Consider the following 26,350-nt stretch of genomic DNA (forward strand, 5'->3'; position numbering starts at 1 on the left):
GAGCGGAAGCACTGCCAGCACGGCGACGCTCACTGTGTAAGCGTCGCTACACAACGTTGAAACGCACGACCCGGAAATAGCGATGCGCCCCCGGAAATCCCCGGGGGCGCAGCGCGTCCGAAGCCGGATCAGGCGTTGATGATGAAGGCCTCGAGCTCAGCGCGGGCCACATCGTCGGCCAGCTGCTTCGGCGGGGACTTCATCAGGTAGGCCGAGGCCGGGATGACCGGTCCGCCGATGCCGCGGTCCTTGGCGATCTTCGCCGCGCGCACGGCGTCGATGATGATGCCCGCCGAGTTCGGCGAATCCCACACCTCGAGCTTGTACTCCAGGTTCAGCGGAACGTCACCGAAGGCGCGGCCCTCGAGGCGCACGTACGCCCACTTGCGGTCGTCCAGCCAACCGACGTGGTCCGACGGGCCGATGTGCACCTCGTTGGCGCCCAGTTCCTTCTTCAGGTTGCTGGTGACGGCCTGGGTCTTGGAAATCTTCTTGGACTCCAGGCGCTCGCGCTCGAGCATGTTCTTGAAGTCCATGTTGCCGCCGACGTTCAGCTGCATGGTGCGGTCCAGCTGCACGCCACGGTCCTCGAACAGCTTGGCCATCACGCGGTGGGTGATGGTCGCGCCGACCTGAGACTTGATGTCGTCACCGACGATCGGGACGCCGGCGTCGACGAACTTCTTCGCCCACTCCGGGTCCGAGGCGATGAAGACCGGCAGCGCGTTCACGAATGCGACATTGGCGTCGATGGCACATTGCGCATAGAACTTGTCGGCCTCTTCCGAACCGACCGGCAGGTAGGAAACAAGGACGTCGACCCGCGCGTCCTTCAGCGCCTGCACCACGTTCACCGGCTCGGTCTCGGACAGTTCGATGGTCTCGGCGTAGTACTTGCCGATGCCGTCCAGCGTCGGGCCGCGCTGCACCGTGATCCCGGTCGGCGGCACGTCGGAGATCTTGATGGTGTTGTTCTCGCTGGCGAAAATCGCGTCGGACAGGTCGAAGCCGACCTTCTTGGCGTCCACATCGAACGCGGCGACGAACTTCACATCGCGGACGTGGTAAGGGCCGAACTTGACGTGCATCAGACCGGGCACGGTAACGGTCTCGTCCGCGTCCTGGTAGTACTGCACGCCCTGGACCAGCGAAGAGGCGCAGTTGCCCACGCCCACGATGGCCACGCGAATCTCGGACCCGGCGCTCGCACCGGTCGCCTGTGCAGCCGTGTTGACATCACTCATGGCCGGTATTTCCCTCTTTCTGTGGTGCCGCCTTCATCGATTGCGCCTTCCATCGATTGCTCTGCGGCGATCAATTCGTTGAGCCAGCGCACTTCGCGCTCGCTTGATTCGAGGCCGAGCTGGTGCAGCTGGCGGGTGTAGCGATCCAGGGTCCCGCTGGCCCGTTTGATCGCCTCCCGCAGCCCCTCCCGGCGTTCCTCGACCTGCCGGCGCCGGCCCTCCAGGATCCGCATCCGCGCCTCGGCGGGAGTGCGGCCGAAGAAGGCCAGGTGAACGCCGAACCCGTCATCGGTGTAGTTCTGCGGACCGGTATCGGCGAGCAGCTCGCTGAACCGCTCTCGGCCGGGCTCGGTCAGCTGGTAGACCCGCCGCGCCCGCCTGGTCACCGCACCGGCCGGAGACTCCTCGGCGATCAACCCGTCGGTCTGCATACGGCGCAGCGTCGGGTAGAGCGACCCGTAGGAGAACGCCCGGAACGGCCCCAGCAACCCGGTGAGTCGTTTGCGCAGCTCGTAGCCGTGCATGGGCGCTTCCAGGAGCAGCCCGAGAATCGCGAGTTCGAGCACCGGGCCTCACCTCCTGATGTCGTATGCGGACCGCACCTGTGGATGCGATGACCAACTATATCGCGCCGATATAGTAGCCGACACGTCGGTGCGACACATCGAATCGCGACGGAGCGTTCCACGGGCGGGATTCGGGGGCCCCGAATCCCGCCGGAGCGAAGCGAAGGCCGATGACTCTGAAGCGTGCGTCGGTGCGCACCGCTACTCTGGAGGCCGTGCGAATTCAGCGGCAGGTAGTGGACTATGCGCTTCGGCGCCGGTCGCTGCTGGCCGATGTCTATGCGGGCCGCGTGGCTGTCAGCGAGGTCTGCGATGCGAATCCATATCTGCTGCGCGCGGCGAAGTTCCACGGACGAGGCAGTGAGGTCACCTGCCCCATCTGCCGGAAAGAGCAGCTGACTCTCGTATCGTGGGTCTACGGCGACGGACTCGGGCCGGTCGCAGGCTCGGCCCGCACGCCCGAGGAACTGATCCGGCTGGCGGAGACTCGCGAGGAGTTCTCGGTGCACGTGGTCGAGGTGTGCCGCAGTTGCAGCTGGAACCATTTGGTGCAGTCCTATGTGCTCGGGCACGCACCGGCGCCTACGCGTCGGCGCACCGGCACCCGTCGGACCGCCGCCGAGTGATGTGTATCGCGCCTGCGGCCCGCTTCGGCGGGCCAGCGGCGGTTGTGATCGGCCGCCACCCGGACCGTTTCGAGTTATGGAGATCCGAGCTGTGACTTCGCCCTACGACGATGGACCGTCCGGCGGCCGCGCCCGCGGACCGCAATCCGGCCCCGGCGGATATCCCCCGCCGCGCCCGGGGGGCCCGCCGCAGGGCGGACGGCCACTGCCGCCGGTACGTCCCGGCGGGCAGGCGCCCGGTCCCGGCCCGCGACGCAACGGACCGCCTTCCGGCGATGCGCGCGCACCGCAGGGTTCCGGCAATGAGCCGCCCCGCGGTCCGGGCGGACAGGTCCCGCGCGGTCCCAGCGGACAGCCGCCACGCCGACCCGCACCGGGCGACCGGCCCGGCCCGGCCAGCGGCGCGACACAGAAGATCGCCAATCCTTCTTCCGGCGCCACCAAGAAGATCCCGTCCGGCAGCCTCGGCGAGGCCATGGCGAACCGGAATCAACGCGGCGGCACCGCGACTCGTCCCCGCCCCGGCGAGAACACCCGGCCACGCACCGGCGCCAACCGGACCGTCGGCGGCACACCGCCGCCGGGCCCGCCGCCGCGCCGCAACGGCTCGGGTTCCGGTGGCCCCGGCGGGCGCGGCCCCAAGGGCCGCAAGCAGAAATCACCGTGGCGGATCGTCCGCCGCGTGCTGTACGTACTGCTGGCACTGGGCATCGTCGTGCCGAGCGCGGTCTTCCTGATCGCCTATTCGACGGTTTCCATACCCCAGCCCGGCGACCTCAAAACCAATCAGGTCGCCACGATGCTGGCCGACGACGGCACCACGACGATCGGCAAAATCGTTCCGCCGCAAGGTAACCGCACCGACGTCACGATCGATCAGATCCCGCCGCACGTGCGCAACGCGGTGATCGCCGCGGAGGACCGGTCCTTCTACACCAACCCGGGCTTCTCCATCTCTGGTTTCGCCCGCGCCGTGCGCGACAACCTGATGGGAAAGTCCACCGCCGGCGGTGGTTCGACGATCACCCAGCAGTACGTCAAGAACGCAATGGTCGGCAATCAGCACTCGCTGACCCGCAAGATGCACGAGCTGGTCATCTCGGCCAAGATGGCGCGGCAGTGGAGTAAGGACGACATCCTCACCGCGTACCTGAACACCATTCCGTTCGGCCGCGGCACCTTCGGCATCAACGCCGCCGCGCAGGCCTACTTCGGCAAGAAGGTGCAGAATCTGACGGTCGAAGAGGGCGCGATGCTGGCCGCGACGATCAACCAGCCCTACGGCCTGGACCCGGAGAACAACAAAGCGGGCGCGGTGCAGCGTTGGAACTACGTCCTGGACGGCATGGTCTCGATGGGCAATCTGCCCCAGGCGCAGCGCGTGACGATGAAGTACCCGAACGTGCTGTCCTCGAGCTCGGGCAATTCGACCAACAAGAACGATCCCGATTCGGGCCCCAACGGCCTGATCAAGCGTCAGGTGATGAGCGAACTGGCCGAGGCCGGGATCAGCGACACCCAGATCAACACCGAGGGCCTGCAGATCACCACCACGATCGATGCCAAAGCCCAACAGGCAGCGGTCGATTCGGTGACCAAGAACCTGAAGGGCGAGCGTCCCGAGGACCGCACGGCCGTGGTGTCGGTCAATCCGAAGGACGGCGGCGTCAAGGCCTACTACGGCGGCGACAACGGCCAGGGCTTCGATTTCGCCAACGCGGGTCTGATGACCGGTTCGACGTTCAAGGTGTTCGGCCTGGCGGAGAACCTCGAGCTGGGTAAACCGCTCTCGACCATGTACTCCAGTGCCGATCTGGACGTGCACGGCATCAAGATCACCAACGCCGAGGGTGAGACCTGTGGCGTCTGCACCATCGCCGAGGCGCTCAAGCGATCGCTGAACACCAGCTTCTACCGCATGGAACTGGACATGGGCGGCGACGGCCCGGCGAAGATCGCCGCCATGGCGCACAAGCTCGGTATCCCGGACACCATCCCGGGCGTGGGCAAGACCCTCACCGAGCCGGACGGTTCCGGCCCCAACGACGGCATCATCCTGGGCCAGTACCAGGTTCGCGCACTCGACATGGCCTCGGCGTACGCCACGCTCGGCGCCGAGGGCGTCTACCACAAGCCGCATTTCGTGCAGAAGGTCGTCACCGCCGACGGTCAGGTCCTGCTGGATCGCGGTCAGGTCGCCGGCGACCGGCGAGTGTCGAAGGCCGTGGCCGACAACGTGATCGCGGCGATGGAGCCCATCGCCCACTCCTCGTTCAAGCACGACCTGGCGGGCGGGCGCGTCTCGGCGTCCAAGACCGGTACCACCCAGCTCGGCGACACCGGCCAGAACCGCGACGCCTGGATGATCGGCCTGACCCCCTCGCTCTCGACCGCCGTGTGGGTCGGTACCGAAAAGGGCGTGGCACTGAAGAAGGCCAACGGCGGAATCATGTACGGCTCCACCCTGCCCTCGGACATCTGGAAGGACACCATGGACGGCGCGCTCGAGGGCACGCCGAAGGAGACCTTCCCGAAGCCGGATCCGGTCGGCGGCCAGGCCGGTGTTCCGTCCTACTCCGCGCCGTACACACCGCCGTCGACCACCCAGCAGTTCACGCCGCCGGTGGAGATCACGCCGTCGCAGGTGGAGATCTTCCCGGGCGTCACCATCCCGATCCCGGGAATCCACCAGAATCAGAGTCAGCCGCAACAACAGCAACAACAGCAGCAGCCGAGCGACTCGGGGCCGATGTCCGGTCAGCCCGTCGCACCCGACGGGACCTGGCCGAGCACCGCGGTGCCCGGCGAGAGCAACAACAGCAATAGCGACTCGAACAGCTCACCGGGCAACCGGTAGCGTCGGTTGGCGTGTTCGAGGAGCAATTGGCGAAGGCGCATCCAGGACCCCGGGGGGAAATGCGGGAATCACCAGACCGATACCCGTCCCCGGTCCCGGACGCCGAGCCCCGCTCGGCGACCTGGCGTGATCGTCCGAGCCGTACCGATCCGCTGACCTCGCAACTGTCCACCGCGATCGGCGGACCGGTCGGCGACCACGCCCTCATCGGCCGGTCGCGATTCTGGACTCCACTGCGGGTCATGCTGGCCTTCGCGGTGGTCATGCTGGCCCTGAGCTGGGGCGGCAAGGCCGCGTGCATCCAGCAGACCACCACCGGCGACGGCCGCGCGACCCTGGACTGGAACAACGGCCGCCAATACGTGGCGATGTGCTACTCCGACACCGTGCCGCTGTACGGTGCGGAACGCCTGGACGAAGGCGCGTTCCCGTACAAGAAGAGCTGGACCGAATTCGGCTCGGACGGCAAAGCACACACCCGGTACATGGAATATCCCGTGCTTTCCGGTCTCTACCAGTACGTTTCGATGGAGCTGGCCAATGTGTGGGATTCGCTACCGCTGCCCGGTGCGCTGCCGGTGGTGGTGTATTTCAACGTCGCTGTGATCGGTCTTGCGATGGCCTGGCTGGTGACGGTCTGGGCCTCCACGCAACTGGCCGGGCGGCGGGTGTGGGATGCCGCGCTGGTGGCGCTCTCGCCGCTGGTGCTGGTGCACGCGTTCACCAATTTCGACGCGCTGGCAACGGCATTCGCCGCCACCGGGATGCTCGCCTGGGCGCGTCGCCGCCCGGTCCTCGCGGGTGTGCTGCTCGGACTGGGCGGTGCGGCGAAACTGTATCCGCTGCTGCTGCTCGGTCCGATCGTTGTGCTGTGCCTGCGCAGCGCCGATCGGCAGCGCATGCCCGGGATACGAGAGTTGCTGCGCCGCAGGGGTTCCGGCCTCCGCGATGCGTTGACCGAGTACCTCGCGGGGGCCAGGATCAGCCCACTGCGCGCCGCGGGGGTAACCGTCGCCGCCGCGGCGGGCAGCTGGATCGTGGTGAATCTGCCGATCGCCGTGCCGTTCACGAACGGATGGTGGGAGTTCTTCCGGCTCAACACCCAGCGGCAGGCCGACCCGGATTCGATCTACAACGTGATCACCTCGTTCACCGGCTGGACCGGCTTCGACGGCACGCTCACCCCGGAGCAGACGCCCTCGGTGCTGAACACGGTCTCCCTGCTGCTGTTCGTGCTGGCCTGTGCCGCAATCGCTTACATCGCTCTCACCGCGTCGCGGCGGCCGCGGCTGGCGCAGCTGGCCTTCCTGGTGGTCGCGGCATTCCTGCTGACCAACAAGGTGTGGAGTCCGCAGTATTCGCTGTGGCTCGTCCCGCTCGCCGTGTTGGCCCTGCCGAATCGCCGAATCCTGTTGACCTGGATGACGATCGACGCACTGGTGTGGTTCCCGCGCATGTACTACTACCTGGGCACGGATCGCAAGGGCGTACCCGAGCAGTGGTTCACCGGGACGGTCTTCCTGCGCGATCTCGCCGTGATCGCGTTGTGCGCCTTGATCGTTCGGCAGATCTACCGTCCGGCCGAGGATCTGGTGCGGCTGGAGGGGGTCGACGACCCGATCGGCGGAATCCTGGACCGCGCACCGGATCCGCTGCTTCCGTGGTTGCCCACCTTCCTGCGGCCGCACGTTTCGCATATCGCCGCACCATCGGTGCGCTGACGCCGCCGCCGGAACCGTTGCGCACCGGGACTTTTCAGGAGGACACCGGAACCAGCTCGTCGCTGGGACGCCGTGGCTCGGCCGGGCCGGACGCACGACGCCCGCGCGCCGGTGCGTAGCCGAAGGCGAAGAGCAGATACACCAGCAGCATCGCCCGGCCCCACACGCCGAACAGCACGAAATGCTTCTCCACCTCTGCCGTGGAACCCGTGCTCAGCACGTAGAAGTAGCGGAAGATCCCGATGCCGAGCGACGCGTCGGCCAGCAGATATGCCACCACCACCGACCACGGAATTTCCAGCAGCACCAGGAACGGGATCAGCCACAGCGTGTACTGCGGCGAATGCACCTTGTGGAACAACAGGAATCCACACAGCATCGCGGCGCTCACGCCCACCCACGGAAACAACCCACTGGCCTGATAACGCCGCCAGCCCAACCACAGCGCCAGCGCGAACGAACAGACCACCAGCATCGGCGAGGCCGCGGACACGACGTCCTGGAAGGACCGTTCGGCGCCGGGCGTATCGCCGAACAGCGGCCGCAGTCCCCAGAACCAGATCGAATTGGTGGTGATGTCGGCCTGCCGCAACTCCTGGAACGTGAACGACGCCCGCCAGCCCTGATATCCGGCCAGGGCGAACGGCAGATTGATCAGTACCGCCGTCCCGATCGCCGCCCCGGCAACCGCGCACGCGCCGCGTATGTCATACCGCCGCGTCAGCCGGGCCAGCGCGCCCTCGTCCTGGTCCGGCTCGGAATCGACCCGTCGCGCGCTGCGATGACGCAGCGCGTCCAGACCGTCGCTACCGCCGACCAGGACGTGAAGCATCAAGGGCAGCACGAAGATTCCGGGATACAACTTCAGGCAGAAGCCGATGCCCAACAGTATCGCCGCGATCACACCGCGGGTGCGCACCGAAAATCTGGTCAACGCGGTGACCACGTACACCGCGCCGACCGCCGTGCACACCACCGGCAGCTCCCAGTTGTGGAACGCGTACAGCACCAGCGGCGGCCCGGCCGCCCACAGCAGCGCCGCCATTCCGGACATCCGCCCCAGCATCCACGCCGTCGCCAGCGCGAAGGGGGCCAGCAGCAGCGCCGAATGCAGCAGGAAGGCCGCGTCGGTGTGCGCGCCCACCGCACCGAGCCACATCAGCAGTCCGCTCAGCACCGGATATTCCACCGCGCCGCCGGTCAGCGCGCCGTGTGCGGTGATCCCGCCGGTGAGATACGGAAATACATGCTCGTTGATATCGCGGCCCAGCCACAGGAACTGGATATCGGAATAGCAGACGTGCGCATCCTTGATGTGATCGAATGCCGAGCTGCGGCCGTTCGATTCGAAGGGCGCCCCCGCGCATCGCGCCTTGTTCAGATATGCGAACAGCAGCGTCACACCGCACAGCAACAGCATCGTCACCGCGGCGACCCGGCCCGGCCGCGGGAGGTTCGCCCGTGTTCCCGGACGATTCGACATGACACCCACGATAGGTGTCTGTACCCAAATTCCGCGCGGGCAGCTCTGCGTGAAGATCGATTTCGCGACCGAATACCTGCTCATGTAGCCTTGGCGGGTTGCTGACGCAACGACCCTCCTGCCACGGAACGTCCGTGGCCGCACCAAGACCACAGGAGGTGATGGGTTCCCATGCGTCATTACGAAGTGATGGTCATCCTCGATCCGAGCCTGGATGAGCGTACCGTCGGTCCGAATCTGGACACTATGCTGAACGTCGTGAAGACCGACGGCGGCAAGGTCGACAAGGTCGACATCTGGGGCCGCCGTCGGCTGGCCTACGAAATCTCCAAGCAGAGTGAAGGCATCTACGCGGTCGTCGATCTGACCGCCGAGCCTGCCACCGTGAGCGAGCTCGACCGCCAGCTGGGACTCAACGAGTCGGTCCTGCGCACCAAGGTGCTGCGCGCCGACAAGAAGTAGAGGCCCCTGTCCCCCGCGTACTCGTTTGCGTCGGTGCCTGTCTCTAGGCTCTAGCGCAACAACGCGATTACGCGGACCGCACCGGAGAGCAGGAGGAACCCATGGCAGGCGACACGGTCATCACCGTCATCGGAAATTTGACGGCGGACCCGGAGCTTCGATTCACGCCCGCGGGCGCCGCGGTGGCGAATTTCACCGTCGCATCCACCCCCCGCGTGTTCGACCGAAACGCGAACGAATGGAAAGACGGCGAGGCTCTGTTCCTGCGCTGCAACATCTGGCGTGAAGCGGCCGAGAATGTGGCCGAGTCGCTGACCAGGGGTTCGCGCGTGATCGTGAGCGGTCGCCTCAAGCAGCGCTCCTACGAGACCCGCGAGGGTGAGAAGCGCACTGTCGTGGAACTCGAGGTCGACGAGATCGGCCCCTCGCTGCGCTACGCCACCGCCAAGGTCAACCGGACCACGCGCGGCGGTGGCGGTGGCGGCGGTGGCTACTCCAATACCAATTCCGGTGGTGGTGGGGGCTTCGGCGGCTCCAACGGTGGCGGCGGTCGCGGCGGACAGAACGCCGGCGGCGACGACCCGTGGGGCAGCGCCCCCGCAGCCGGCTCCTTCGGGGGCGGCGCAATGGACGACGAACCGCCGTTCTAGAACGGCTTTCATACGGGGTCACGAATGTGACTCCCAGGCAATACGGAGAACGAGACCATGGCCAAAGCACCGGCACGCGAAAAGGTGCTGAAGAAGAAGGCCTGCGCCTTCTGCAAGGAAAGCAAGGCTGCTGCCAAGGACGGCAAGAAGTTCGCGGCCATCGACTACAAGGACACGACGCTGCTGCGCAAGTACGTGAGCGACCGCGGCAAGATCCGCGCGCGCCGCGTCACCGGCAACTGCGTGCAGCACCAGCGCGATATCGCCATTGCGGTGAAGAACTCGCGCGAAGTGGCGCTGCTGCCGTACGTGTCCACGGCTCGCTGAGAACGGGAGGAACACAATGAAGCTGATTCTGACCGCTGATGTGGACAACCTCGGCGCACCCGGCGACACCGTCGAGGTCAAGGACGGTTACGGCCGCAACTTCCTGCTTCCGCGTGGGCTGGCGATCGTCGCCACCCGCGGCGCGGAGAAGCAGGTCGCGGGCATCCGTCGCGCGCAGGACGCGCGCAAGGTGCGCGACCTGGACCACGCCAACGAGCTCAAGCAGGCCATCGAGGGCCTGGAGTCGGTCTCGCTGTCGGTGAAGACCGCGGGTACCGGCAAGCTGTTCGGCTCGGTCACCACCGCCGACGTCGCGGGCGCCATCAAGGCTGCCGGTGGCCCGGTGCTGGACAAGCGCAGCATCGAACTGCCCAAGGCGCACATCAAGAGCACCGGTAAGCACGGTGTCGTGGTGCATCTGCACCCGGATGTGGCCGCCAAGTTCACCCTGCAGGTCGACCCCGCGGAGTGATCTCGCGCACGAGCGCATGACGTTCGGAGGCCGCCTTCGTGCCAGGTGTACGAGGGCGGTCTTCGATCGTGTTCCGGCGCGCCCGGACCTTCATTAACCGGAAGTTAGCCGGATTTTCTCCGCGGTAATGACTCTCTTTCTGGATCGATCTTCGGCCCGACCTCGACGTATTCGGGACAAGATGGGGATAACCGATCGAACCGACCGATCGTATTGTGACCCTCGTCATATCCGACGAGCGCGCTGTTAACCTGACACGCCCGGCTGTTCATCTCGAACGACACGCCGCCGCTTTGTTAATCCACATGTGCGTAACTGCGAAAATGCTATTTGACCTTGCTGTTGTGTTGAGCGCGAGCCGGTTTTCCCCAGATATTCCACATGGGGTGCACAACAGCAGGTGAACTATCCCCAGTTTATCCACAACTGCATGCACAGCATGGTTTGGTAGTCCCCAGCCCGGTCCCATAGGTTCGATCCGATGTCGTGATCCGGTACCCGGACCCGCACGATCTCCTCGGCCTCGCAGCGTGCACCATCGGTTTGCTCCGTGCCGCCCCGCAGCATCCGCGCCTCGTCGCGACGGTGCTGCACAGGACGGCCCGGCCCGCTGTGGGGGACGCGAAAGTGTCGGTGCCCAGGGGTAGAACAGGTCATCGATAGCGTTACCGCCGGGCGTGATGAGAGAGGACGGTCGAGTCTCGTGGCAGTCGTCGACGATCGCGGCACCCCGGAGTACTCGGAGACGCCGGGGGAGGATTTCGGCCGGCAGCCACCGAACGACATGGCGGCCGAGCAGTCCGTCCTCGGCGGCATGATGCTGAGCAAGGACGCCATCGCCGATGTCGTGGAGGTCATCCGTCCCGGCGATTTCTACCGTCCCGCCCATCAGGCCGTCTACGACGCCATCCTGGATCTGTACGGCCGCGGCGAACCGGCCGATCCGGTGACCGTCGCGGCCGCCCTGGACCGGCGCGGTGAACTCAAACGCATCGGCGGCCCCCCGTATCTGGTCACCCTGACCCAAACCGTCCCCACCGCGGCCAACGCGTCCTACTACGCGGAAATCGTTGCGGAGAAGGCGATTCTGCGCCGTCTGGTGGAGGCGGGCACCCGCATCGTCCAATTCGGTTACGCCGGCGCCGACGGCCAGGACGTCGCCGAGGTCGTCGACCGCGCCCAGGCCGAGATCTACGAGGTCACCGAACGCCGCTCCAGCGAGGACTTCCTTCCCCTGGAAGAACTCCTGCAACCCACGATGGACGAAATCGACTCCATCGCCAGCCGCGGCGGCATCTCCCTGGGCGTCCCCACCGGCTTCACCGAACTCGACGAGGTGACCAACGGCCTGCACCCCGGCCAGATGATCATCGTCGCGGCTCGACCCGGTGTCGGGAAGGCCCTCGCCCTGGACACCCCCCTGCCCACCCCGTCCGGCTGGACAACGATGGGCGAGGTAGCGGTAGGCGACCGGCTCCTCGACACCCGAGGCCGTCCCACCCGGGTCACCGCCGCCACCGAAATCCTCACCGACCGCCCCTGCTACGAAGTCGAATTCTCCGACGGCACAGTCATCGTCGCCGATGCGGAACACCAGTGGCCGATCTGCGCCGCGCCCGGTGAACCGCGCGTTCGAGTTCTCACCACGGGCATGATCGCGCACACCCTCCGAGACGAGACCGATCGCCTTGTTCACTGGGTTCCCGCAACGGCACGACATGCGGCCAGGCGGATCGTCGATCTCCGGAAGATCGACCCGGTCCCGGTTCGATGCGTGGAGGTCGACAACGCGGATCATCTATATCTCGCGGGCCGGTCGATGATTCCGACGCACAACTCCACTCTCGGACTGGATTTCATGCGGAGCGCTTCGGTGAAGCACGGGCTGGCGAGCGTCATCTTCTCGCTGGAGATGAGCAAGACCGAGATCGTCATGCGTCTGTTGTCGGCGGAGGCGAAGATCAAACTCGGGGATATGCGTTCGGGCCGGATGAGCGACGACGACTGGACGAAGCTGGCGCGGCGGATGAGTGAGATCAGCGAGGCGCCGCTGTTCGTGGACGATTCGCCGAACCTGACGATGATGGAGATCCGCGCAAAGGCCCGGCGGCTCAAGCAACGTCATGATCTGCGCCTGGTAGTCGTGGACTACCTCCAGCTGATGACCTCGGGTAAAAAGGTCGAATCCCGCCAGCAGGAAGTCTCCGAATTCTCCCGGAGCCTCAAACTTCTCGCCAAGGAACTGGAAGTCCCGGTCGTCGCCATCAGCCAGCTGAACCGCGGCCCAGAACAACGAACAGATAAGCGTCCGATGGTCTCTGACCTGCGCGAATCCGGATCTTTGGAACAAGATGCGGATATGGTCATCCTTTTGCACCGGCCCGATGCGTTCGAGCGGGACGATCCTCGCGGCGGCGAAGCGGATCTCATTCTCGGCAAACATCGTAATGGCCCGACGGCCACGATTACCGTTGCGCACCAGCTGCATTTGAGCCGGTTCGTGGATATGGCTCGCGGGTAGGCCGTTCTGTAGGTTCGCTGTCCTCGCGAGCCACGTGGACACCACCGACTCAGCCGGACGCCCGCGGCGGGCGGGACTCAGGAAAGCGCGAAGACGGGGAAACCCGGTGCGATCTCGGCCAATTCGGCGTCGGTGGCGTGCTTGGTGACGCCCTCGAAGAAGCGGCCGACCTCCCAGCCCCAGCGATCGAGGTATTCGCGCAGCACCGGGATCTTGTCGGCGTCGGGGACCTCGGTGGCGGTGAAGGTTTCGGACTTGCGGCCCAGACGGAGTTCGCCGGCGCCGGAGACGCGCAGGTTGCGGACCCACTGTGTGTGGCCGCGCGGAGCCACCAGGTAGCGGCTGCCATCGGCGGTGGTGAGGACATTGACCAGGGTGGTGCGCCATTGGCCGCTCTTGCGCCCGCGCACGGCCAGCAGGCGGGAACCGGCGAGGCTGATGCCCAGCTTGGGCAGCAGGTTGAAGAAGCGATTCATGATCGGGTCGAGACCGGACGGGCCGATATAGCGGGTGGTGGCGTCCATGGGGGTTCCTTCGGGAGTTCAAATCGAGAGCGGTGCTCTCCTTACGAGAACAGTGTGCGCGTTTCACCTCGGCGAGTCAAGAGCACCGCTCTCGAAACATTCCGGCGATCCGAAACGTGGCATACTGCCTGAATGAGCGTGCCCAGGACCGCCCGAGCCCGCGCCCGAGCCGAGATCACCCGTGAGATCGCGGATGCCGCGCGCCGCCAACTCGCCGAATCCGGGGCCGCCGCCCTGTCCCTGCGGGCCATCGCCCGAGAACTCGGCATGGCTTCCTCGGCGCTCTACCGCTACTTCCCGAGCCGCGACGACCTGCTCACCACGCTGATCGTCGAGGCGTACACCGCCCTGGGCAACGAAGTCGACGAGGCCATCGATACAGTCACGGCCCCGCGTGCGCAGTGGCGCGCCGCGGCAACGGCGGTGCGGCGCTGGGCCATTGCACATCCGCACGAGTACGCGCTGCTCTACGGCTCACCGGTGCCCGGCTACAAGGCCCCGCAGGCCACCATCGCCCCCGGTTCGCGAATTCCCGTCGCAGTGCTCGGTATTGTCGGAAGAGCCTGGGGAAGCCGCACTCTCGCGACCCCCGGCGACGAACTTGCCCCGGCGCTGAGTGCACAGCTCGCGGTGATCGCCGAGCAGCTCGCTCCCGGCGTGCCGGAGGCCATCCTGGCGCGGGCGGTCATCGCCTGGACCCAGCTGTTCGGAGTCGTCGGCTTCGAGCTGACCGGCCAATACGTCGGCAGCGTCGATCCCGCGGAAGCGTTCTTCGACTATTCGGTCGAGACCATGGCAGACCTGATCGGCCTGCGCCACTGATCTTCCGGAATTCGTTGCCGCGCGGCACCTCTCGCATTTGTATCGCGGGCGGAGCGCAGCAGCCGCCCTGGTGGCCGGTCGATCGACCGGCGGACCTCTTCGGCCGATCTCGGTCAGCTCGGGCGATAACGCGCCCGGATGTGGAAGCGCTCGCCTTGCGGGCCGAGGATGCTCAGGAATTCGACCGGGCGGTGCTCGGCGTTGCCGAACCAGTGCGGCAGATGCGTGTCGAATTCGGCGACTTCGCCGGTGGACAGGATCAGATCCTGCTCGCCGAGGATGACGCGAAGGCGGCCGTTGAGGACGTACAGCCAGTGGTACCCCTCGTGCGAGCGCGGTTCGGGTTCCCGGTCGCAGCGTTCGGCGGGCAGGACCTGTTTGAAGGCTTGCAGCCCACCGGGTTTGCGCGTGAGGGGGATGACGGTCATGCCGTCGCGCGTGAACGGGCGCGGAAATACTCGCGGATCGCCGCTGGCGGGTGCGCCGACGAGCTCGTCGAGTGGGACCCGGTAGGCGCGGGCCAGCGGCAGCAGCAGTTCCAGACCCGGTTTGCGCTGGCCGGATTCGAGCCGGGACAGGGTGCTGATCGGAATCCCGGTGCGTTCGGCCACTGTCGTCAGCGTGAATCCGCTGCGGCGGCGCAGTTCACGAAGGCGTGGACCGACTGCGGCCAGGACGGTGTCGAACTCCTCGGTCATGGACCGATGGTGCCGATAATTTGCGGATTCCGCAAAGAGGTTTGTCGAATCCTCATCCGCACGGCAGGTTGGTGATACCGATCCGATCAGCGAGGCAGGGACGATGGACGCAGACTTCTGGGATGCCAGGTACGGCAGTCGCGAGCGGCTCTTCAGCGGTAACCCCAACGGGGTGCTGGTCACCGAGGTCGCGGAGCTGCCGCCCGGTCAGGCGCTCGACGTCGGATGCGGTGAGGGCGGTGACGCGCTCTGGCTGGCCCGGCGCGGCTGGCAGGTCACCGCCGTCGACATCTCGCGCGTCGCCCTGCGGCGCGCCGCCGCATCGGGCGCCGATGTCGCCGAACGTATCTCGTGGTCGGCGGCCGACCTGACCCGCACCCCGCCCCCGCCCCACGCATTCGACCTGGTCAACGTGCAGTATTTTCCCCTGCCCCGCGAACGCGACCACACCGCGCTGCGCGGCCTGCTCACCGCCGTTTCCCCCGGCGGGACGCTGCTTTACGTCGGCCACGACCTCGCCGATCTGCCCCCGATCTCCGACGGCGATATGAACCCGGCAGACTTCTACCAACCCGCCGAGGTGGCAACCCTCCTCGGTGACGACTGGATCATCCTGATCGACGAAACCCGCCCGCGCACGGCCCCCGCCCCCGCTGGCACCCAGCACCTGAGCGACACCGTCCTGCGTGCTGAGCGAAAGCCGAATTCCGCTGTGCCCCAGTGAGTTCAATCGCGCTGACGCCGACAGGCGTACGCCGGCCGAGCTGCGACGCGTGCCACCACGTAGACGCATCATCCGCTCTCGGTGGTCGCGCCGGGGACCTCACCGGCCCACGGGCTGAACATGGCGCACGACAGCCGATTCAATCGATCGGCGGGGTGATGGCCCGAGGCCGGATGAGGACGCCCGAGGCGTATTCCTCCAGAGCATGGGCCAGCCAGCCGGCGGTGCGGGCGACCGCGAAAACGGTTTCGCCGGCGCCGGGGATCATTTCGAAGACGATGCCGAGGACCGCGAGGGGGAAATCGCAGTTGAATTCGGGGAGTCGGCGGGCGCGTAGTTCGGTGCGGACAGCCTCGGCGGTCGCGATGACCGGATGACCGGAAGCCATGGGGCACAACAGATTCCACAGATGAGTGCCGCGGGCATCGCCGTTCTTGTAGACGGTGTGGCCGAAACCGGGGATGCGTTCGCCGCCGCGCAGGCGGTCACCGATGACGCGCGGGGCCCGGGCCGGTTCGATGATCTCGGCGAGCATGCGTTCCACCGCCGGCGAGCTGCCACCGTGCATCGGACCGCCGAGTACGCCCAGACCGCAGCCCACCACGGCGTAGGGATCTGCGCGTACCGAGGCGGCCACACGGGCAGCGAAGGTCGAGGCGGCCAGTTCGTGATCGGCGAGCAGGATCAGCGCGGTATCGAGGAGCCGCAACTCCGCCGCGCCGGAGGGTGGGCGCGGAGTCAGCCGCGACCAGAGCAACGCCGAGATCGACTCCTCGATCGGCTCGCTCAATGCGGGCAGGGCCTCGACCATACCCGCGATCAGGGTGCGGCCGATGGCGGCGACGGCGGCCGGATCACGCTGGAAACGCCTCGGATCGCTGATCGCGAGCGCGGTGACCGCCACCTGCAAGCGGTCCAGCGGGAGCAGTCCGGCGGGCAGTCCGGCCTGTACCGCGCGGGCGGCCGCGACCGCGTCCGGCGGGCAGTGCCACGGCCCGGTCGAGGCGAGTTCGCCGCGCCACAGCCATTCGGCGACCTCCTCGAAGCGGTGTCCGGCGGCCAACTCGAGCGCGTCGCGGCCGCGATAGTACGGCCGGTCCCGGCCGAGCGTGGTAATCCGCGATTCGATGGCGATCTCGGTCGGTGCGGGTTTGCGGCGGGGTCGGCCGCGCCGGGCCAGTTCCTCCACCTCGGCCGGGTCGAACATGCTGCGCCGACGGCCCGGATCGTAGCGCCGATGCAGCACGCCCCGGCTGACGTAGGCGTACAGCGTCGCGGGCTTCACGCCGAGCCGATCCGCCGCTGATCGGGCATCGATCCACTCCATGCGTTGACGATAATCAATATTGATTCATCTCGACCAGTGGTTCACAGTGGACCCGTGACGCTCATCTCCCAGTTCGAGTTCCAGACGAAGGTCTTCGTGAAACTCGATTCGCCGCTGTACGCCGTGCTCGCGACCGGCATCGCACAGGACATCGGCGAGGGCGGCCCGTGCGCGAAGGCTCTGGCCGGATTCGCGGACGCGACGCGCGATTCCGTTGTGCCGCTGCGTTTTCTGGCGGCAGTGCACGCGCTGGTGTTGTCCGGGGCAGCGCCCGGTCTGGCCCGGTATTATCCGAGCGCCACACCGCAGGCGGCGCCGCCGGACGCCGAGACCTGGCCCGCGTTCCGCGCCGTCGTCGCCGAGCAGATCCCTTGGATCGCAACCTGGTTGGACACCCCGCCGCGCGCACCGCAGACCAATGAGGTGGGCCGGGCGGTGCCGCTGATGTCCGGACTGCTGGCAGCGGTGGATGCGATACCGCTCCCGGTGCGGCTGCTCGAGTTGGGCAGCAGTGCCGGACTCAATCTGCGCGCCGACCATTTCCGTTGGCGGGCCGGTGATCTCGAATGGGGTCCGGCGGACTCCCCGGTCGACCTGGGCAACGCCTGGCAGGGACCGGTTCCCGAATGGCTGACCGCGGCGGTGCGGCGTCATCCGACACTGGACGTCATCGAACGGCGCGGCTGCGACCCCGCCCCGCTCGACCCGCTCACCCAGCGTGGCGCCGTGACGCTGCGGTCCTATGTCTGGCCGGACCGATCCGGGCGAGCGGAACGTCTCGCGGGCGCGCTGCGGATCGCCGAACAGGTCCCGGCCGACGTGATCACCTCGAGCGCAAGGGATTTCCTCGCCGAGGCGCACCTGGTCCCCGGCACACTGACCGTGGTGTGGCATTCGGTGATGCGCCAGTACGTCGATCCGGCCGAATGGCGAGCGGTCACCGCCGAGCTGGACCGCCTCGCCGCGGCAAGCACCCCGGAGGCGGGATTCGCGTATATCGCGTTCGAGGGGCAGAACAACTCCGACGACCGCCACGGCTTTCGTCTCACCGCCCGCATCGGCAACGGTCCCGAAATCATCCTCGCCCGAGCGAAACCCCACGGCGTACCGGCCTACTTGCATCCGGCCGATTTCCGACTGCCCCGTCCCGCCGACTCCCCTGCGCCACAGTCCTATTGCGACGCCGAGACGCCGGGCACGAAAAGCAGCCGACGGCGCAGCGCCTGACCGGCCAGAGCCCGCCCCGGCGCGTACTCGGCCGAGTCGTACCATTGCGTCAACTGCCGCATCGACGGGAATTCCACGATCACGACTCGCATCGCCGTTGGCCGATCCCCCTCGGGCACATCGGGTTCGGCTCCCCTGGCCAGGTACCTGCCGCCGTACACGGCGATCGACTCGGCGGCGATCTCCCGGTAGCGTGCGGCAACCTCCTCGTCCAGCACCTCGACCTCGGAAATCACATAGGCGGGCATGCATACTCCTGGCCGGCCGAATGCTGAAACTGCCTGCGACACATCAACCGGCGGGCCGAAGATGCGCGATCGACCGACGACGTCGGGCGAGAGCTCACCGCACGCTCTGCCCGGTTCGCTCGTGCAGGAGCAGAAACGCGTATGCGGCGAGGGTTTGGGCGTCGGTGATCTCGCCGTCGCGGATCATCTGCTCGATGGTTTCGCGGCTGAACCAGGACATTCGCATGTCCTGTTCCTCGGGTTCGCGCTCGGGCTCGCCCCGGGTGAGGTCGGTGGCGAGGTAGATGCGGCCGCGTTGGCTCAGGGTGCCGGGGGCGGTGTCGAGGAGGCCGAGGTAGGTCATCCGTGCGGCGCGCAGGCCGGTTTCCTCGCGGAGTTCGCGGTGGGCCAGTTCGACCGGATCGGCCGGTGCGCGGCCGGGGAGGGTGCCTGCCGGGAATTCCCAGCAACGTTGTCCGAGCGGATATCTGAACTGTTCGACCAGTAGCAGGCTGTCCTGTTCACAGGGCAGGATCATGGCGAAATCGGGCCGGGTGACCACGCCGTAGATACCGGTGGATCCGTCGGAGCGACGGATGTCGTCCTCCCGGACCTCGAGCCACGGGTTGGTGTACACGGTGCGGGATCCGAGCGTCTCCATGCCGAAATTCTGCCCGAGGATCGCATTCGCCGCCGCGCGGTCGGGCCGGGGCGGACCCTCGGGCCGCACCCGGAGCTATCGAATCGCGAACCCGGACAATCGGTTCCGCGTCGAGACGAACCGCGTCGGAACCTCGTCAGGCGGGGGCGGGCAGGTCGGCGGTCGGGCGAGCGAGCAGGTGCCCCCAGGCGGTGCGCGCCACGGCGGCGGAAACGTCGGCGGTGTCGACCGGCGGTTCCGCCCCGGCTAGTTCGACCAGGGCGCGGGCCAGACCCAGCGCGGGAACGCGGTGCCGGCGGGCGGTGTCGAGGATTTCGGCGAACGCCTCGGCGGGGCTGTAGCGGCGCAATGCCACCAGCACGCCCTCGGCGGTGTCGAGCATTCGAGCGTCGTTGCGGTGGAAGGTTTCGATAACGGGCTGCGTCATGATGCTCAGGTCTCCTGCGGCGTGGTCGCCGGTCGATGATGTGGTGTGCGAGGAGGACTCACCCGGTGCGCGCGGGCGTCGGTGAGCCGGGTGCGGGGTCATGGCGGACCGCTACACGGAGGGTCGGCCGCCGCAACGGATGCGGGCCGCGGCAGGTCGAGGGAACCTACATTGTCGAGCCGGACACTGATGCGGATACGGACTGTCGACTGATGTCATATTTCGTCCCTCACCTCCTCACTGCCGAACTACGATCACCGGGACGCAGGTCGTCGCCGGTCGTGTGAGCACAGAGGTGTACCACCGCGAAAAACGAAGGGGCCACCGGCTCGACAGGGTTTCGGCAGTGCACGAGATGTTCCGGGTATGGACGGCGACCCCGGGGCCCACACGTGCCGCGGGTGACCCGGTCGATCTCGGCGAGTACGGCGACGGCCGGGATCAGTAGCCTGTATTCATGCAGGTGCCTCACCTACGAGGTGCTGACCTTGCCATATTGAGGCCGCCCGCGCCGGAAGTCAAGCAAGATCATTTCCCGTATTCGAGGACTCGGGACTCGTTGTGGATCAGCCGGTTTCGTTCCCGATCGATGATCATCGAACCGGCGAGCCTGTCGGTGCCGATCATTAGGCTGCGCATGTGAGCGAGCCGAATCTCATCGAACATCCCGATATCCCCACCACCAGGAGCGCCTACGACGAGGTGGCGCAGCTGTACGCCGACCTGTTCGCCGATGCGCTCGCCGCGCAGCCGTTCGATCGCGCGATGCTGGGCGCCTTTGCGGATCTGGTACGGGCCGCCGGACCCGGACCGGTGATCGATGTCGGCTGCGGTCCCGGACGGATCACCACGCATCTGGACGCGCTCGGATTGGACGTGTCCGGTATCGACCTGTCCCCGGAAATGATCCGGCTGGCCCGAGCCGATCGTCCGGATCTGCGCTACCGGATCGGCACGATGGAGCGGCTGCCGCTCGGCGATGCCGCGGCGAGCGGCGTGGTGAGCTGGTACAGCATCATTCACCTGCCGCCGGAACGGGTACCCGGCGTCCTGGCCGAATTCGCGCGGGTACTGCGGCCGGGCGGGCACTTGCTGATGGCGTTCCAGGCCGCGGCCGACGAGTCGGTCGCCGTCCAGCCGCACGATCACCGGGTGACCACCTCCTACCGCTGGTCCCTGCACGGGATGGCGGAACTGCTGCGTCCGCGTGGCTTCACGGTCCTCGCCCGGATGCAGCGCGAACCCGATCCGGACGAACGCACCCGGCACTGGTACCTGCTCGCGACCCGGTCGCCCGACGCCGACTCGCCCGAGCAGGGGTGATCGCGGCCGGATTCGTGATAATCAGGTCAGATGCGAACCTCGTACGACGTGGTGATCGTCGGCGGTGGCCACAACGGGCTGGTGGCCGCGGCGTATCTGGCGCGGGCCGGGCGTTCGGTGCTGCTGCTCGAGCGCGGGCCGCACACCGGCGGCGCGGCCGTATCCGAACGGGTCTTCCCGGAGTTCGATGCACGACTGTCCCGCTATTCGTATCTGGTGAGCCTGCTGCCCCGGCGGATCGTCGAGGATCTGGGTCTGCGGTTCGCCACCCGGCGGCGGCGGATCTCCTCCTACACGCCGGTCGGGGAGGCCGGTCTGCTCGTGGATACGGGGGATTCGTCCCGCACGCGCGAGAGTTTCGCCCGGCTCACCGGTTCGGACGCCGATTTCCGGGCGTGGCAGCGGTTCTACGAGACGACCGGCCGATTGGCACGGCGAGTGTTCCCCACACTCACCGAACCCCTGCCGACCCGGAGCGAGTTACAGCGCGCCGTCGACGACTCCGCGACCTGGGAGGCGATCTTCGAACGGCCGCTCGGCGAGACGATCGAAGCCACCTTCACCGATGACACGGTGCGCGGGGTCGTCCTGACCGACGCGCTGATCGGCACCTTCACCCACGCCCACGATCCGTCGCTGCGCCAGAATCGCTGCTTCCTCTATCACGTGATCGGGGGCGGAACCGGGGACTGGGACGTCCCGATCGGCGGCATGGGGGCGTTGACCGACGCGCTCGCCGCGGCCGCACGGGCCGCGGGCGCACAGATCATGGTGGACAGCGCGGTGCACGCCATCGAAACCGACGGCCGCACAGCCGAAATCCGTTATGCGGGTGGCGCGGTCGGAGCGCGTTACGTGCTCGTGAACGCCGCGCCACACGAATCGGCCCGGCTGCTGGGCGATTCCGCGCCGCCGAAACCGGAGGGCGCGCAGCTCAAGGTGAATATGCTGCTGAACCGCCTGCCCCGGCTGCGCGGAGACGTCGATCCGCGCGAGGCGTTCGCCGGGACATTCCATATCGCCGAGGCGTATTCGGAACTGGAGAGCGCCTACCGCGCCGCCGAAGCCGGGACGCCACCGCCTCGCCCGCCGTCGGAGATCTACTGTCACACCCTCACCGACCCGTCGATCCTGGGTCCCGAACTGTCCGCGCGCGGGATGCACACCTTGACGTTGTTCGGATTGCACACTCCGGCACGGCTTTTCGAGCACGATCACGACCGCGTCACCCGGGAAGTCCTCGACGCGACTCTCGCCCAACTGGATTCGGTTCTGGCCGAACCGATTCGGGACGCTCTCGCCACCGACGCCGCGGGCCGGATCTGTCTGGAGGCCCGGAGCCCGGTGGACCTCGAACGCGAGATCGGCTTGCCGGGCGGGCATATCTTCCACGGCGACCTGAGTTTCCCGTATCGCACCGACGACGATCCGGAACCGGCCGCGCGCTGGGGCGTGCGCACCGAGCATCGCAATGTATTCCGGTGTGGCGCGGGCACGGTCCGCGGCGGCGGGGTGAGCGGTATCGGCGGCCACAACGCCGCCATGGCCGTCCTCGAAAGCCGCTGAGCCTCACCGCACGACGGAACGAATCACCAGAGTCCTGATGGGAAGGTCGAATTCGCCGGCACCGATCTCCGGAACGCCGCGCAGGTAGGTGGTGATCCGATCGAGCAGTGCGGCCCGCTCGGCCGGCGAGATCACCAGCGTGTGCGAATGGGTGCCGATCGTCGCGGTGAGACTTTCGGCGGTGCGGCGCTGCACGTGCGGGAACTCGGCCTGCACGAACTCCTCGAACAGCGGACCGGCCACCGCGCCTTCGGAGGTTCGGGTCCGGAAGGAGACCTGCGATCGCGAGAGCCGGTCCAGTTCGGCCACCCAGCCCACCTCGACATCGTGCATATTCCAGAACGCGGCGAGCACCCCGCCGGGACGCAGCACGCGGGCGATCTCGGGGAACGCGCGTTCCTGATCGAACCAGTGCAGAGCCTGTCCCACGAGTACGGCGTCCACCGAATCATCCTGCAGCGGAATGGCTTCCGCGGTCCCGTCCAGTACCGTCACGTACTCGTGGCGGCGCCGGAATTCCGCGCGCATCGCCTCATCCGGTTCCACCGCGGTGACCCGCGCGCCGACCGCGAGCAGGCCCCCGGTGAGTTTGCCGGTTCCGGCGGCCAGGTCGAGCACTTCGGGCCTGGGCATGTCGAGCGGTTCCAATGCCCACCGGATGCCCGCGAGCGGATAGTCCGGCCGGTGCTCCTCGTAAGCGGCGGCCTCGGGGCCGAAGGATTTCGCCCGTCGCGCCCGCAGTTCGGTGTCGTCCACTTCCCATTCGCTCGCACTGGTCACGCCGATCCCTCCACCTCGCTCGCCCCGCCGATTCCCCGGCTCGCCATGCTAATGCTCGGCGAGGTGCTCATCGTGCGCCCCGGCCGGACGCCCGAGGGCGGACATGCGCACCCGCCACATCCGCGGCGGCTCACCCTGGCCGCTGCGCGCCCAGGCGGCCGCCATGGACAGCCGGATCAGCCGCCCGGCGGCGTAGAACAGCAGCGCGGCCAGCGGTAGTTCGCCCACTCCGGCGGTCACCAGGGATATCGGCAAATCGGGGGTGTTCCAGTCCAGGACGATGTCGAACCAGGCGTCGCAGCACAGCAGGGTCGCGGTGATGATCGCCCACGGAATCAGGATGGGCCGCCGCAGCCAGGCCCACAGCGCGGTCATCCCGATGGCGGCGACCAGGAAGCAATCGAATCCGACCCATGCGATATCCCAGTGCGCGACCTCGCGATGTTCGGGCAGACTGCTGGCCAGATAGACGATCCACGCCAGCAGGAATACGAAACTTCCGGTGATCATCGCCAGGAACAGCCGCCGCAGATGGACCGCCGCGGCGTGGTTCGGAGTCAATGTGAGCGACATGATCTACCTCCGGCTGGATGAGCGGATCCTGCTGCCGATCGGATCGCGATCCGATCATCAAGACAAACCCTGGTACCAGCCGGAATAATCCCGATCGGGCTCGCCGTGTCGCATCCGGAGCAGCGCGCCGAATCGCTCGCCCACCCGCCGAGCGTCGAATGGACGGCGCCGATTACTCAGCGCACGACGGGCAGGGCCGAGCCGGGCTCGGCCAACCACAGCAGCCAGTACGGGACCATCAGGGCGGCGAACTCCTCGTAGCCCTCCGCGCCGGGGTGGTAGCCGTCGGCGTCGTGGATCGCGCGCATCCAGGTGTGGTTGTGCAGGAGCGGCTGATGCACCCGGACGTACGGAACATCCTGCGCGGCACAGATTTCGGAATAGCGCGAATCCAATTCGCCGATCCGCCTGTTGTGTTCGTCATCGGCATTGGGCGGCGGGGCGACCACGAGCGTGGTCCACCCGCGTTCGGCCGCGCGGCGCAGGATCGCCGTCAGGTTCGCCGCCGAGTCCGACGCGGACACCCGCACTCGGCCGTTCTCCAGCACCGTATCGTTCACGCCGAAGGAGAACACCACGCGCGCATCGGTTTCCGCGGTCAGGCGCTGTTCGCACTCGGCCTCCCAGCGGGCTGCGATATCCGCCGACGTCTGCCCGCGCACCCCGAGGTTGTAATAGGTGAGCGGCTGCCCGGCGCCCGCTGCGCGCATCGCGAGGCGACCCGCCCAGCCCAGGCACCTCCCGTCCCCCATACCAGCCACCAGTGAATCGCCGACGAAACAGATACGGACATCTCGGATCACCGAGTGATCGTTGCACGCCCGGGCGCACGACTTGCGGCGAAAAGCCGGAATCGGCGAGGGCCGCCCGGTGTCGAGAGCCGGTACCCCATAAGATCGGCTCGTCGGTCCGGGAGGGAGCACGAATGGAAACCGAAACGCCGCTGCCGGGATGGTTCACCGGCCTGCTGGCGCATCGCCGCTGGGTTCGCCGTACCCGTCCCTTCTCGCACGTCTACGTGCGTGAGGTGTTCACCTCCGCGTTCTACGCCCGCCTGGCCGCCGAGTACGAACGGATACGCACCGACCAGCCCGAACTGTTCGCGACGGTGGCACAGAATTACGGGGCGTCGGGGGTGAGCCTGGCCGAACTGCGCGACGGGCCGTTGGAGATCTTCCTCTCGCGCGCCTGGCACGATCTGATCGCCGGAGTGGCCGGTGTGTCCGATGTCACGGGCGATGTCGAGGGTTCGGTCCACCACCACCCTCCGGGCAGTCCGCGCGGCTGGCCGCACAGCGATCTGGCCCCCGCCTGGTTCCGGGGCCAACCACCCGGTGAACACGGCGTGGGCCTGCCGGACCTGGGCATCGATCTCAAGACCGGCGCGCGCACACCCGGGGTCGAGGCGCGTGAATTGGTCCGCGCGGTCGCGGTGCTTTTCTACCTCGGCAATCGCGACTGGCGGTCGGGCCACGGCGGGGAGACCGGGCTGTACTCCGCGATCGGCTCGGCCAATCCGCAACCGGCGGTTTACGTTCCGCCGCTGAACAATTCGATGATCGTCTTCGAATGCACGCCGCGGTCGTGGCATGCCTTCGCCGGCGGCAACACCGCCGCCCGCAACAGTGTGGTGATGTGGCTGCACCAGCCACGCGAACAGGCGGTGCGCCGCTGGGGAGGTTTCGGAATTGCCGAATGGTGATCAGCGCCGGGTCGCCCTGGTGACCGGGGCGGGCGGTCTGCTGGGCAGCGTGTTCTGCGGCGCGTACTACCAGAGCTACGACATCGTCGCGGTCTGCCGCGACCGGGTGCCCGCGGTGCCCTCACAGGAGGAGTGGTTCATCGATCCGCTCGCGCCCCGAGAAGAGTTGCCCGAGAACGCCTCCCGGGTATTCGTGATCCGCGCCGACCTGGCCCGCGAGGGTGAGGTGGAGCGGGTGGTGGATCTGGCACTGGCCAAATTCGGCGGGGTGGATCTGCTGGTGAACAATGCCGCGCGCATCGAACTGCAGCCCAACGGCATGGTCGACGGGGATACCGCCCTGAACGAGTTCGAACCGCAGTTCGCGATGAACGTCGGTGTACCGCTGCGGCTTTCGACGCGCCTGGCGCAACGCTGCTGGCTCGGCGCGGATCGGGAGAACCGGGAACGCAACCGCAATATCGTCAACGTGTCGAGCTTGTCCGGATCGGAGGTGTATCCCGGCGGGCAGGCCATCTACTCCGCGACCAAGGCCGCGCTCGATCACCTGACCCGGCACCAGGCCAACGAGTTCGCCGAATTCGGTGTGCGGGTGAACGGCATCGCCCCCGATTCCTTCCCGCACCGAGTGCCGACCCGGAAAGTCGCCGCCGCCATCAACGAACTGGACGCGGGCTCGATGACCGGCCTGGTCTTCGGTGTGCTCGCGCCGCCGGAACCGCCGAGTCCCGGAACCAGCCCACCCGAGCCCGGCCGACCCGAATCCGCCGAGCAGGAAACCGCGGCAGAACTGCCCGAAAGCCGGTCGGCGCCGCCGGAGTGACGGCGTGTTGCCTCTGA

General features: G+C 67.3%; 27 protein-coding genes. 15 read left to right on the forward strand and 12 right to left on the reverse strand.

What is annotated here, in order from left to right:
• Window positions 1-128: 128 nt before the first annotated feature.
• Together NV1_RS01350 and NV1_RS01355 are read right to left on the reverse strand one after the other, a co-directional pair.
• On the reverse strand, window positions 129-1,244 hold the full coding sequence (locus NV1_RS01350; RefSeq protein WP_067884609.1) for an inositol-3-phosphate synthase: 1,116 nt from the start codon (window positions 1,242-1,244) through the stop codon (window positions 129-131).
• Window positions 1,241-1,810 (reverse strand): PadR family transcriptional regulator, encoded by a 570-nt coding sequence (locus NV1_RS01355; RefSeq protein WP_067884610.1) that lies wholly within the window; start codon window positions 1,808-1,810, stop codon window positions 1,241-1,243. Before NV1_RS01355 ends, NV1_RS01350 begins: the two co-directional genes overlap by 4 nt.
• Window positions 1,811-2,025: 215 nt before the next feature.
• Between NV1_RS01355 and NV1_RS01360 the strand changes: the two genes are divergently transcribed.
• The 3 genes from NV1_RS01360 to NV1_RS01370 all read left to right on the forward strand — a co-directional run bounded on the left by NV1_RS01360 (window position 2,026) and on the right by NV1_RS01370 (window position 7,014).
• Complete coding sequence (locus tag NV1_RS01360; RefSeq protein WP_040829364.1) at window positions 2,026-2,436, forward strand: DUF5318 domain-containing protein; 411 nt, start codon at window positions 2,026-2,028, stop codon at window positions 2,434-2,436.
• A gap of 475 nt (window positions 2,437-2,911) precedes the next feature.
• Window positions 2,912-5,293, forward strand: coding sequence for a transglycosylase domain-containing protein (locus NV1_RS01365; RefSeq protein WP_067885031.1), 2,382 nt, complete (start codon window positions 2,912-2,914; stop codon window positions 5,291-5,293).
• Between the two features lie 59 nt (window positions 5,294-5,352).
• Complete coding sequence (locus NV1_RS01370; protein WP_067885033.1) at window positions 5,353-7,014, forward strand: glycosyltransferase family 87 protein; 1,662 nt, start codon at window positions 5,353-5,355, stop codon at window positions 7,012-7,014.
• 34 nt (window positions 7,015-7,048) lie between these two features.
• Here the strand turns inward: NV1_RS01370 and NV1_RS01375 are convergent, their stop codons facing one another.
• Window positions 7,049-8,434 carry a glycosyltransferase family 87 protein gene (locus tag NV1_RS01375; protein ID WP_373864574.1) on the reverse strand — a complete coding sequence of 462 codons (1,386 nt, stop codon included), beginning with the start codon at window positions 8,432-8,434 and terminating at the stop codon, window positions 7,049-7,051.
• 234 nt (window positions 8,435-8,668) lie between these two features.
• On the opposite strand from NV1_RS01375, the gene rpsF reads away from it, so the two are divergent.
• From rpsF to dnaB, 5 genes are all read left to right on the forward strand, one after another.
• Window positions 8,669-8,959 (forward strand): 30S ribosomal protein S6, encoded by a 291-nt coding sequence (gene rpsF, locus NV1_RS01380; protein ID WP_067884616.1) that lies wholly within the window; start codon window positions 8,669-8,671, stop codon window positions 8,957-8,959.
• Window positions 8,960-9,060: 101 nt separating this feature from the next.
• Entirely contained in the window at window positions 9,061-9,609 is a 549-nt protein-coding gene (locus tag NV1_RS01385; protein ID WP_067884618.1) for a single-stranded DNA-binding protein, read from the forward strand.
• Between the two features lie 57 nt (window positions 9,610-9,666).
• Window positions 9,667-9,936 carry a 30S ribosomal protein S18 gene (gene rpsR / locus NV1_RS01390; RefSeq protein WP_040829176.1) on the forward strand — a complete coding sequence of 90 codons (270 nt, stop codon included), beginning with the start codon at window positions 9,667-9,669 and terminating at the stop codon, window positions 9,934-9,936.
• 16 nt (window positions 9,937-9,952) lie between these two features.
• Complete coding sequence (gene rplI, locus NV1_RS01395; RefSeq protein WP_067884620.1) at window positions 9,953-10,408, forward strand: 50S ribosomal protein L9; 456 nt, start codon at window positions 9,953-9,955, stop codon at window positions 10,406-10,408.
• A 703-nt stretch (window positions 10,409-11,111) separates the two neighbouring features.
• Entirely contained in the window at window positions 11,112-12,929 is a 1,818-nt protein-coding gene (gene dnaB / locus NV1_RS01405) for a replicative DNA helicase (RefSeq protein WP_067884623.1), read from the forward strand.
• 77 nt (window positions 12,930-13,006) lie between these two features.
• Here dnaB and NV1_RS01410 read toward each other — a convergent pair whose 3' ends face one another.
• A complete protein-coding gene (locus tag NV1_RS01410; protein ID WP_067884625.1) occupies window positions 13,007-13,453 on the reverse strand; it encodes a nitroreductase/quinone reductase family protein in 447 nt (148 codons plus the stop codon).
• A 132-nt stretch (window positions 13,454-13,585) separates the two neighbouring features.
• On the opposite strand from NV1_RS01410, the gene NV1_RS01415 reads away from it, so the two are divergent.
• Complete coding sequence (locus NV1_RS01415; RefSeq protein ID WP_067884626.1) at window positions 13,586-14,275, forward strand: TetR/AcrR family transcriptional regulator; 690 nt, start codon at window positions 13,586-13,588, stop codon at window positions 14,273-14,275.
• A 113-nt stretch (window positions 14,276-14,388) separates the two neighbouring features.
• Here the strand turns inward: NV1_RS01415 and NV1_RS01420 are convergent, their stop codons facing one another.
• Window positions 14,389-14,973 (reverse strand): helix-turn-helix domain-containing protein, encoded by a 585-nt coding sequence (locus tag NV1_RS01420; RefSeq protein ID WP_067884628.1) that lies wholly within the window; start codon window positions 14,971-14,973, stop codon window positions 14,389-14,391.
• A gap of 103 nt (window positions 14,974-15,076) precedes the next feature.
• Here NV1_RS01420 and NV1_RS01425 point away from each other — a divergent pair, with 103 nt between their 5' ends.
• Window positions 15,077-15,697 (forward strand): class I SAM-dependent methyltransferase, encoded by a 621-nt coding sequence (locus tag NV1_RS01425; RefSeq protein WP_067884630.1) that lies wholly within the window; start codon window positions 15,077-15,079, stop codon window positions 15,695-15,697.
• A 139-nt stretch (window positions 15,698-15,836) separates the two neighbouring features.
• On the opposite strand, the gene NV1_RS01430 is transcribed toward NV1_RS01425, so the two are convergent.
• Window positions 15,837-17,024: a citrate synthase gene (locus NV1_RS01430; protein ID WP_067884632.1), complete on the reverse strand. Its 1,188-nt coding sequence runs from the start codon at window positions 17,022-17,024 to the stop codon at window positions 15,837-15,839.
• Between the two features lie 54 nt (window positions 17,025-17,078).
• Between NV1_RS01430 and NV1_RS01435 the strand changes: the two genes are divergently transcribed.
• Entirely contained in the window at window positions 17,079-18,251 is a 1,173-nt protein-coding gene (locus tag NV1_RS01435) for a DUF2332 domain-containing protein (protein WP_067884633.1), read from the forward strand.
• On the opposite strand, the gene NV1_RS01440 is transcribed toward NV1_RS01435, so the two are convergent.
• The 3 genes from NV1_RS01440 to NV1_RS01450 all read right to left on the reverse strand — a co-directional run bounded on the left by NV1_RS01440 (window position 18,197) and on the right by NV1_RS01450 (window position 19,566).
• A complete protein-coding gene (locus NV1_RS01440; protein ID WP_067884635.1) occupies window positions 18,197-18,499 on the reverse strand; it encodes a DUF1330 domain-containing protein in 303 nt (100 codons plus the stop codon). The genes NV1_RS01435 and NV1_RS01440 overlap by 55 nt on opposite strands.
• A gap of 94 nt (window positions 18,500-18,593) precedes the next feature.
• On the reverse strand, window positions 18,594-19,139 hold the full coding sequence (locus tag NV1_RS01445; RefSeq protein WP_067885035.1) for an NUDIX domain-containing protein: 546 nt from the start codon (window positions 19,137-19,139) through the stop codon (window positions 18,594-18,596).
• Window positions 19,140-19,275: 136 nt separating this feature from the next.
• Window positions 19,276-19,566: an ANTAR domain-containing protein gene (locus NV1_RS01450; protein ID WP_067884636.1), complete on the reverse strand. Its 291-nt coding sequence runs from the start codon at window positions 19,564-19,566 to the stop codon at window positions 19,276-19,278.
• Between the two features lie 639 nt (window positions 19,567-20,205).
• On the opposite strand from NV1_RS01450, the gene NV1_RS01455 reads away from it, so the two are divergent.
• The gene (locus tag NV1_RS01455; RefSeq protein WP_067884638.1) at window positions 20,206-20,889 is read left to right on the forward strand and encodes a class I SAM-dependent methyltransferase; all 684 of its coding nucleotides are present in this window, start codon (window positions 20,206-20,208) and stop codon (window positions 20,887-20,889) included.
• 30 nt (window positions 20,890-20,919) lie between these two features.
• Window positions 20,920-22,455, forward strand: a complete 1,536-nt coding sequence (locus NV1_RS01460; protein WP_067884640.1) for a phytoene desaturase family protein — start codon at window positions 20,920-20,922, stop codon at window positions 22,453-22,455.
• Window positions 22,456-22,458: 3 nt separating this feature from the next.
• Here the strand turns inward: NV1_RS01460 and NV1_RS01465 are convergent, their stop codons facing one another.
• From NV1_RS01465 to NV1_RS01475, 3 genes are all read right to left on the reverse strand, one after another.
• Complete coding sequence (locus tag NV1_RS01465; protein ID WP_245713500.1) at window positions 22,459-23,235, reverse strand: class I SAM-dependent methyltransferase; 777 nt, start codon at window positions 23,233-23,235, stop codon at window positions 22,459-22,461.
• Between the two features lie 48 nt (window positions 23,236-23,283).
• Complete coding sequence (locus NV1_RS01470; protein ID WP_067884642.1) at window positions 23,284-23,808, reverse strand: hypothetical protein; 525 nt, start codon at window positions 23,806-23,808, stop codon at window positions 23,284-23,286.
• A 176-nt stretch (window positions 23,809-23,984) separates the two neighbouring features.
• Window positions 23,985-24,611 carry a GDSL-type esterase/lipase family protein gene (locus tag NV1_RS01475; protein WP_067884644.1) on the reverse strand — a complete coding sequence of 209 codons (627 nt, stop codon included), beginning with the start codon at window positions 24,609-24,611 and terminating at the stop codon, window positions 23,985-23,987.
• A gap of 122 nt (window positions 24,612-24,733) precedes the next feature.
• Here NV1_RS01475 and NV1_RS01480 point away from each other — a divergent pair, with 122 nt between their 5' ends.
• Complete coding sequence (locus NV1_RS01480) at window positions 24,734-25,510, forward strand: 2OG-Fe(II) oxygenase (RefSeq protein WP_067884646.1); 777 nt, start codon at window positions 24,734-24,736, stop codon at window positions 25,508-25,510.
• Window positions 25,497-26,333: an SDR family NAD(P)-dependent oxidoreductase gene (locus NV1_RS01485; protein ID WP_067884648.1), complete on the forward strand. Its 837-nt coding sequence runs from the start codon at window positions 25,497-25,499 to the stop codon at window positions 26,331-26,333. The genes NV1_RS01480 and NV1_RS01485 overlap by 14 nt, the downstream gene beginning before the upstream one ends.
• Window positions 26,334-26,350: the final 17 nt, after the last annotated feature.

Source organism: Nocardia vaccinii NBRC 15922 (assembly GCF_001613305.1).
GTDB classification, from domain to species: domain Bacteria; phylum Actinomycetota; class Actinomycetes; order Mycobacteriales; family Mycobacteriaceae; genus Nocardia; species Nocardia vaccinii.

Excerpts from the sequence above, each read along its gene's own strand:
- NV1_RS01350 (WP_067884609.1), bottom strand. The coding sequence starts at position 1,244 with ATGAGTGATGTCAACACGGCTGCACAGGCGACCGGTGCGAGCGCCGGG.
- NV1_RS01365 (WP_067885031.1), top strand. The coding sequence starts at position 2,912 with ATGGCGAACCGGAATCAACGCGGCGGCACCGCGACTCGTCCCCGCCCC.
- NV1_RS01370 (WP_067885033.1), top strand. The coding sequence starts at position 5,353 with ATGCGGGAATCACCAGACCGATACCCGTCCCCGGTCCCGGACGCCGAG.
- NV1_RS01375 (WP_373864574.1), bottom strand. The coding sequence starts at position 8,434 with ATGCTGTTGCTGTGCGGTGTGACGCTGCTGTTCGCATATCTGAACAAG.
- rpsF (WP_067884616.1), top strand. The coding sequence starts at position 8,669 with ATGCGTCATTACGAAGTGATGGTCATCCTCGATCCGAGCCTGGATGAG.
- NV1_RS01385 (WP_067884618.1), top strand. The coding sequence starts at position 9,061 with ATGGCAGGCGACACGGTCATCACCGTCATCGGAAATTTGACGGCGGAC.
- rpsR (WP_040829176.1), top strand. The coding sequence starts at position 9,667 with ATGGCCAAAGCACCGGCACGCGAAAAGGTGCTGAAGAAGAAGGCCTGC.
- rplI (WP_067884620.1), top strand. The coding sequence starts at position 9,953 with ATGAAGCTGATTCTGACCGCTGATGTGGACAACCTCGGCGCACCCGGC.
- NV1_RS01410 (WP_067884625.1), bottom strand. The coding sequence starts at position 13,453 with ATGGACGCCACCACCCGCTATATCGGCCCGTCCGGTCTCGACCCGATC.
- NV1_RS01415 (WP_067884626.1), top strand. The coding sequence starts at position 13,586 with ATGAGCGTGCCCAGGACCGCCCGAGCCCGCGCCCGAGCCGAGATCACC.
- NV1_RS01420 (WP_067884628.1), bottom strand. The coding sequence starts at position 14,973 with ATGACCGAGGAGTTCGACACCGTCCTGGCCGCAGTCGGTCCACGCCTT.
- NV1_RS01425 (WP_067884630.1), top strand. The coding sequence starts at position 15,077 with ATGGACGCAGACTTCTGGGATGCCAGGTACGGCAGTCGCGAGCGGCTC.
- NV1_RS01430 (WP_067884632.1), bottom strand. The coding sequence starts at position 17,024 with ATGGAGTGGATCGATGCCCGATCAGCGGCGGATCGGCTCGGCGTGAAG.
- NV1_RS01440 (WP_067884635.1), bottom strand. The coding sequence starts at position 18,499 with ATGCCCGCCTATGTGATTTCCGAGGTCGAGGTGCTGGACGAGGAGGTT.
- NV1_RS01445 (WP_067885035.1), bottom strand. The coding sequence starts at position 19,139 with ATGGAGACGCTCGGATCCCGCACCGTGTACACCAACCCGTGGCTCGAG.
- NV1_RS01450 (WP_067884636.1), bottom strand. The coding sequence starts at position 19,566 with ATGACGCAGCCCGTTATCGAAACCTTCCACCGCAACGACGCTCGAATG.
- NV1_RS01460 (WP_067884640.1), top strand. The coding sequence starts at position 20,920 with ATGCGAACCTCGTACGACGTGGTGATCGTCGGCGGTGGCCACAACGGG.
- NV1_RS01470 (WP_067884642.1), bottom strand. The coding sequence starts at position 23,808 with ATGTCGCTCACATTGACTCCGAACCACGCCGCGGCGGTCCATCTGCGG.
- NV1_RS01480 (WP_067884646.1), top strand. The coding sequence starts at position 24,734 with ATGGAAACCGAAACGCCGCTGCCGGGATGGTTCACCGGCCTGCTGGCG.